The organism is Protofrankia coriariae (assembly GCF_001017755.1).
In the GTDB taxonomy this organism is placed as follows: Bacteria; Actinomycetota; Actinomycetes; order Frankiales; family Frankiaceae; genus Protofrankia; species Protofrankia coriariae.
Window position 1 is genome coordinate 1 of the sequence record NZ_JWIO01000072.1, and the last position, 7346, is coordinate 7346.

The window sequence follows — 7346 nt, forward strand, 5'->3', positions numbered from 1 at the left end:
CGGCCCGCCTCGGGCTCGACGCCGTCGCGGACCCGCCGGCCCGCCCGCCCGGTGTCACCGTCCGCGAGGGTCGCCCCGGCCTTGTGATCTTCCCCGCGGCCGCGCTCGACGACGCGGACCTGCCGGTCGTCGCGGGCGAGCAGCCCGCCGGCGACGCGGCCCGCCGCGCAAGCCGGCTGTCCGAGCTCACCTCCCGGCTGCGCAGCAGCGGGATCGTCCCGGTCGCGATCTGACCGCCGGCCTCGAAGGAGAACCATGAGCGTCCCCACCGCCGAGTACCCGTACGTCAAGGTCACGATCGACACCAGCGGCCTGCAGGCGACGGCGACCCGCGCCTTCGGCAACGTCGCCGTCGTCGGATCGGCCGGCGGCTTCGGCACCGCCGTGCCGAACACACCGGTCCTGGTCGGCAGCGAGGCCGAGGCCCGCACCCTCTTCGCGGACGTCGACCAGACCACCGGGGCGATCGCGAACAAGGGGCAGGCCGCCGGCCCGCTCTACCGGTCGATACGGGAGGTGCTCCTACAGCGCCCGGGCGCGTCCCGGGTGTACGCGGTCGCGACCGACGACTCGGGCGCTGGCCCGAACTGGGCGGCGGCACTTGCGACGATCGCGACCGCGCCGGTCCAGCTGGTCAGCCTCGCCCGGGTCACCGACCCGGCAACGCTCGCACTGCTGAAGACCCATGTCGAGAACGCCAGCGGCGCCGGCGCCAGGCGGATCGGCGTCGCGATGGTCGACCCCGACCTGGCGGTGGGCAACGGCCAGACGTTCGCGGACGCCGCGGACGCCGCGTACGGCGGGCTGAAGAACGGCGAGGGCCGGCTGGTGCTCGTCGCCGCGCGGGTGGCGACGGCCGGTGGCGTCCCGGCCAGCGACGTCGCGGCGTGCGCGATGGCGACGATCGCGGGGTACCAGCCGCACATCAGCGTGCTGCTCAAGCAGGTCGCCGGTGTCGAGATCCCGCTGCCGCGGCAGTTCACCGGCACCGAGGTCGCCCAGCTCGCCGAGAAGGCGATACTTCCGCTCCTCGACCCGGAGTACATCGCAGGCGAGGGGGTCTTCCTCGGCTCCGGGCGGTCGTACAACCCGATCGATCCGTCGCGCCTGTACGTCGACGTCGTCCGCGTCCTCGACGACCTCGAGTTCCGGCTCAGGGGCGGCCTCATCGGCGCGATCGGGAACGTCCGCATCGACCGGCTCGGCATGGAGGGCCTGCGCGGCAGGTTCGACGCGATCCTCGAGCCGCTGCGGTCGGCCCGGGTCATCGACGGCTACACCGTCGACATCCCGGTGCTGCCGATCCTCGAGACCGAGGAGGCGGACCGCTCACCCGGAGCGAAGACGGTGCTGACGTCGACCAGGACCAGCCGGGCGGTCGACGTCATCGTCACGGTGGCGTACGCCGGCTCCGTCCACTTCCTCGACATCAAGCTCGCGCTGACCGCCTGACCGCGTCCCTCCCGACGCATCGACCGAGCCCTCCCCGAGCCGGCGAGCCCGCCGGTGGGCTCACGACCGAAAGGCAGCACCGATGGCCACGTGGACCAAGACCCGGTTGGCGGTGGTCGTCGACGGCGACACCGCGCACCCGCTGACGCCGATCGACTCCTTCTCACCGACGTTCGCGCTCAACACCGAGGTCGTGCACTCGATCGAGGCGACCCACGTCGGCTGGATCGCCAACCCCGACAGCTTCACGTTCTCGTTGTCCGTCAAGGCGATCGGCGGGGCCTCGGCGAGGCTCACCCAGCTGGCCCTCGAGGGCAGGGAGTTCTCCATCGGTCTGTACAAGCAGACCGGCAGCGCCGACGAGTGGGACTTCTCGACGCTCGTGCTGACGAAGTGCCTCATCACGTCGGCGTCCCCGTCGAACGCGACCGTCAGCGGCGCCCCGGTGGCGACGTTCTCCGGTATCAGCCGGCACGTCGACGTCACCCCGAAGAACGGTCCGGCCATCGCCCGGCCGACGTTCACCGCCTGATGGAAGGGCACCCCCTGATGGAGAAGGGCACCGCCTGATGGAAGGGCACGTGGAGGGCTGGGGGCGGGTCGACCCGGACGCGCTCGCGCGGGACGACGCCGACGCCGACCCGCTCGGCGGCCGCGTGGAACGGACTGGCATCGCCCTCGTCCGCCGCGGCGAGACGGTGACCGCGGAGGGCGACGGCGCGGCCGTCGTGCGGCCCGGCCAGGGTGCCGCGCCGCCCGGCGTCGTGCTCGAGATCCCGGTGACGGTCGAGATCGGCCCGAGCGTCGAGGAGATCACCGAAGCGGCCGCGGAGCTCGCGCTCCGCCGGCTGCGGGAAGCGCTCGCCGCCAGGGCGCTGGGCTGACCGGGCAGCCGGCACCGTCCGGCCCAGCCGCACGGACGGCACGGACGGCACGGATGCGGGGACGCGGGGACTACGGGGACGCGGAAAGGAGGGGACGACGATGACGGCACCGACCGAACGGTCGAGGCGGCCTGCCACGGACGGGACGGCGAGCGCGTACGGCCCCCGGCTGCGCCTGCCGGTCAGCGTCCGGGTCACCCCGGACGCCGCGGGCGGGGTGTCCGCGGAGGCGGTCCGGGCCGGGGTCGCGGACGCCGTCGCCGCCGCCTGCGCGCGCTTCCCGCTGTCGGCGCTCGGGATCCGGCCGGGTGACGTGACGACCGTCGCCGTCGGCGCGGCCCCGTCCGAAGCCGGCCCGCGCGTCCCCGAAGCGCTGCTCACGGCGGCCGAGCGGGGCGCGACCGACGGCGCGGCCCGNCGCCGGTTTCCGCTCCCGAGCCACGGCCCGCGGCCCGGCGCGGGTGGACGACCCGCCCGCCGAGCCGTTCGACCCGTCCCGGATCCGGTACACGCCGACCGGCACGACCTACGAGATCCCGTTCTTCGACGGCGGGACGGCCCGGGTGCCGCTGCGGGACGACGCGGACCGGCGGGAGCCGTGGCTGNCTGCCGGCGGCCGGGGTTGCCGTAAGCGTCGAGGAGGCCGTTCGGATCGCCTGGCGGTGGCACCTCTACCGGCACGGCGGGCCGGCGCTCGACCGGGAGCTTCCCGGATACCACGGCTTCATCCGGACGACGAGCGGGGCGTTCCTCCGCTTCCTGTTCCTCACCCGGGTCGACGCCGTCGGCGCCGACGGCATGCCGCTGCCCGGCCGCTACCGGCATGTCATGACGGTCGACAGCGGCGGCGGGTACGGCGGGATCATCTTCTTCGCGAACAGCCCCAGGACCGCGTTGCTGCCCTCCGGACTCGGCACCGGGCAGGGCGAGCTGTCCTTCGGTGAGGGGGCGGACACGATTCCCATCGTCTTCGCGCGCCAGCCGCTCCCCGAGGCCCTGCTGAAGGCCGGCGGCGGCGCGGGAGTCGGCTACATCGCCGCGCCGGACGAGCAGGGCAGCCCCACCGCGCGGGACGACGTCGTCCCGCCCGACGACGAGCCGTCGGCCCTCGACGTCGCCGACATCCCGCGGTCCGACACGGGGACCCAGCGTGCCTGGCCCGGGGCGCCGGAAGCGCTCAGGGCGCCGCTCGTCTGCCGTTCCTACCTCGTCGAGCCGAAGCTGTCCGACCTTGTCGACACCCGCAACCTCGTCGGCCGGATGCGCGCGCTCGCCGCCGCGCTCGCCATTCCCGAGTGCGGGTACGCCGGCATGTTCGCGCTGCACTGCGCCACCGCGATCAGCGGCCGGGCCAGGGGCGTCGCCGCCGCGAGCATCGCGTCCGGCGCGACGACCGAGGTGACCGTGCGCCCGGACGCCACCGGCAACAACGGCTTCGTCCACCTCACGCCGTCGCCGACGCCGGAGCTGCACTGGCTGCGCCGGCTCGCCGGCCTGGCCCGCGAGGTCGACATCTTCGCGGGGGATGTCGTCTCGACCTATCTCGACGCCGCCAACGCCCGGCTCGTCGGGATCGCCGACGGCGACCCGCCGAACGCCGCCGGCTGGGCGATCCGGTTCATCAGCGATCTCGCGGACGCGCTCCGCTTCGGCTACGAGAACGTCTTCGCCGAGACCTGCCGGTCGATCATGCTCCAGCAGCTGCGCAGCTCGCGCGCGGGCATCACCGCCCGGCAGCGGAAGCAGAACTTCGACGCCCTCGTCGAGGACATCGGCGGCAAGATCGAAAAACTCGGTGACCTCGTCCTGTGGCCGACGGTGCTGCTCCGGGCGATCGAGTACGCCGGGTCCGTCGGCCGGTCCGCCGGGACGGTCCGCGAGATCCTCTCGATCCACCGGGCCCGGCGCACCCGGGACGACTACTACGAGCTGCCCGCGCCGATCGAGACCACCCCGCGCCGCATCCTCGACCTCGTCGGCGACGACCGCGTCGAGGAACGCGGCGGCGAGCGGGTCNGGCGAGCGGGTCGCCGTCCACGACGGCCGCGCCTGGACCGCCGACCAGCTACGGGAGACGATCAACCAGCGCCGGCGGCTGCTCAACATGAGCGACCCGCTCTTCTACCAGGTGCCGGACCTGCAGACGATCGTCTTCCGCCGCGAACTCGACCGCGGCTACCTCGAGCGGTACCTGCGCACGCTGCTCGCGGACATGCTCGCCGCGAACGAGCGGATGACCGGCGAGGCGACCGATCTCGATGACGGGGCCCACTTCGCGCTGGCGGCGTCGAAGTACGCCGAACGCGAGGGGGGCCGGGACTGGCGGGGGCTGCGGTACACGCTCCAGGGCATCCACCAGCTCGCGGACGACGTCCTCGCGCCCGAGGTCCACGGGCTGCGGCTCTACGCGGCCGGGGTCAACCAGGCCATCGACCACAAGGCGGCCAGGGACAAGCTCCTGGAGTTCGCGTCCACCTTCGGGATCATCCTCCTCGGCCTGTTGTGCGCACCGCTGGGAGCCGTCGCCGCCGCCGCGATCACGGGTGCGGTCAGCATCGGTTTCGCCGTCCACGACGTCCTCGACGCCGAACGGCAGACCGACCTCTACCACGCGCTGGAGGACCCCGAGCTCTTCCAGCACTGGCAGGACGTCCAGCTCGCCCAGCTGATGGCAGCGATCTCCGTCGCGTTCTCCGTCTTCGACGTCGTCGCGGTCGGCAAGGGCGCGCGGGCGCTGACCTCCGCCGCCCTCGAAGGGCTCAGGGTCGCGGAGAAGCAGGGCGCGCGGACCGTCGTCCGGCTCGCCGCGGCGGAGGTCCGCGAGCGCGTCCTCAGGGGCCTCACCGAGGAGATGATCCAGCGCGCCGTGCGCCAGGCCGTGCACGAGGCGGCCGTCGTCGCGGTGATGAACGAACTGCTGCCGCACGTCATCACACCCGTCCTCGTGCCGTGGATCCGCCGCCAGGCGCAGGAGCACGGCACCGCCGCCGAGGTCGACGCCGCACTCGGCCCGCTCGCCACCGGAGGCACACCATGACGATCAGCGCCGAGTCCCTGCGGCCCGGGCTCGCGCGGCTCGCCCGCGAGCAGGCGCCGACGATGACACGGCTGCGCGAGGCGCTCGAGATCCTCTACCGCGACCGCGGGGGCGGCCGTACCGCCGACGAGATTCTTGAGACCGTCCTGCTCTCCGTCGCCCGCGCCCACGAGCGTCGCACCCAGGGGGCGCTCGACAGCCTCAACCACGCCATCGGACGGATCCTGGGGGACGTCGAGGCCACCAGACGGGCCGGCGGGGCGCCGGTGACGCTGCGCGAACGCCCGCTGCGCGAGGCCGACCTGGCGGTCATCGCGGACGCCACGGAGGACCTGATGCGCTTCGAGGACGCGGTGAAGCGCCAGATCGCCGAGCACGACGAAGCGCTCAGCCACGCGGTCGCGGACGCGCTGCCGAGGACCGGGCCCGCTCCCGTGCTCCCGTTGCGCGGCGCGCTGTCGCTCGGCGAGGAGGTGCGGTCGCAGGCCCGCCAGACGCTCGCGGCCTGGGCGGCGGGGCGGACGGTTCCGGAACGCGGCGTCTCATACGTCGTCAGCGATCCGAAGGCGCTGGCCCCGGTGATGGAACGGCTGCTGCAAGCGCTCGAGACGTACCGCCGCAACCCCGGCCGGGACGCCGCCGCGGCCGCCGAGGCGGCCNGCCGAGGCGGCCGCCCGGCTCCAGCGCGAGTGGGCGAGCGCGAACGAGGCGCTGCGGCGGGCGGCCGGCGACTTCGACGTCGTCGTCCACGGCGACGTCCTGCCCGGGCAGCCGCTGCCCCCGGGAGCGGCGCCGCGGGTCGGCGCCAACGCCGAGGCTGTGGCGCGGGCGGACAGCATCCGGACCCGGCTCACCGCCACCCCGTCCATCGCCGACCTGCCCCGCGCGCAGCTGCTCGACGAGCTGCGGCTCGGCGGCCTCGACGTCGTCGCCGAGGGCTCGCTGCGGGAGCCGATCGCCCGCGCCGGCCTGGAAAAGGCGCAGCTGCGCCCCGCGCAGATCGCCGGCCTGAAGACCGTGCCACCGCGGCTCGCCACCCGGCTCGCGAAGCTCCTCGAGCGGTGGCAGCGCGCGCACCTCGTCGGCCCGGGCTTCGGCACCGAACTCGTCGAGGGGATCATGCTCGCCCCCGATGGCGTCAACCAGCTCGTCCAGAACAGGGGATTCGAGGACGCGCTGCGCCGCGCGCACGGGCTCGGCGCGGACGTCCCGCTGACCGCGCGGGCGAAGGGCCGCCGCCTGGCCATCCCGTTGCGGGACGGGACCACCGAGGTGGTCGACGTCCTGGAGTCGGTGCACTACGAGATCCCGCGCGAGGGCCGGGAGCCGGTCCGCTTCGACATCACCGTCAGCCCCGACGGCAGATGGTCGGCCACCCACCACGGCAGCCTCGACGGGTACTGGCCCGCCGACGTCCCGCTGGCAGGCACCCGATGAGCGACCGGTCCTTCGTCGAGGAGTTCCTGCACCTGCCGTCGGCGACGCTGCTCGCGCTGCCGCTCGCCGTCCCGCTCTTCGCGGTGAGCCGGATGTCGCTCAGCGAGTCGTACGCGCTGCCCCCCGTGGGGGCCGCGGCGTTCCGGGCTGCGACGACGGCATCGACCGACACCGTCTCGCTGTCCGCGCTGCTCGTCGGGCCACAGCGGCTGCTCTGGAAGAAGAACCTCGAGACCATCGCCGCGGCGAGCCGGACAGGGGCGTCGCTCGGGTTCCTCCCGGACGGCATCACCCTGGTCAGCACCCTTGTCACCCGCACCCACATGCAGGTCACCGAGCTGTCCTTCACCGCCGCCGCGCAGCGGATCGACTGCGTCGAGGTGAACGTGACGCTGCGGCACGTCCCGAAGCCCGGCCCCCTCGACGCGCTCGTCGACCTCGGCGCGACCGCCGTGCTCTCCGCTGTGGAGTTCCTGACATGACTCTCCCCACGGGCTTCCTCGCCCTGCCGCTCGACGCTGCCGGCGGCCTGCCGG

The 7346-nt window shown here is 74.1% G+C and carries 7 protein-coding genes; all 7 read left to right on the plus strand.

Annotated elements, in window-relative coordinates; genetic code table 11:
* The coding region (locus FrCorBMG51_RS23645; RefSeq protein WP_047225213.1) for a hypothetical protein at positions 1 to 233 on the plus strand (233 nt) is incomplete at its 5' end.
* Positions 234 to 255: 22 nt separating this feature from the next.
* Positions 256 to 1452 (plus strand): hypothetical protein, encoded by a 1197-nt coding sequence (locus FrCorBMG51_RS23650; protein ID WP_047225214.1) that lies wholly within the window; start codon positions 256 to 258, stop codon positions 1450 to 1452.
* Between the two features lie 82 nt (positions 1453 to 1534).
* A complete protein-coding gene (locus tag FrCorBMG51_RS23655; protein WP_013874652.1) occupies positions 1535 to 1984 on the plus strand; it encodes a hypothetical protein in 450 nt (149 codons plus the stop codon).
* Positions 1985 to 2021: 37 nt separating this feature from the next.
* Positions 2022 to 2336, plus strand: coding sequence for a hypothetical protein (locus FrCorBMG51_RS23660; protein WP_047225215.1), 315 nt, complete (start codon positions 2022 to 2024; stop codon positions 2334 to 2336).
* Between the two features lie 2104 nt (positions 2337 to 4440).
* Positions 4441 to 5373, plus strand: a complete 933-nt coding sequence (locus FrCorBMG51_RS32230; RefSeq protein WP_235433854.1) for a hypothetical protein — start codon at positions 4441 to 4443, stop codon at positions 5371 to 5373.
* Between the two features lie 819 nt (positions 5374 to 6192).
* On the plus strand, positions 6193 to 6810 hold the full coding sequence (locus tag FrCorBMG51_RS23685) for a polymorphic toxin type 4 domain-containing protein (protein ID WP_047225220.1): 618 nt from the start codon (positions 6193 to 6195) through the stop codon (positions 6808 to 6810).
* Positions 6807 to 7292 (plus strand): hypothetical protein, encoded by a 486-nt coding sequence (locus FrCorBMG51_RS23690; RefSeq protein WP_047225221.1) that lies wholly within the window; start codon positions 6807 to 6809, stop codon positions 7290 to 7292. Before FrCorBMG51_RS23685 ends, FrCorBMG51_RS23690 begins: the two co-directional genes overlap by 4 nt.
* Positions 7293 to 7346: the final 54 nt, after the last annotated feature.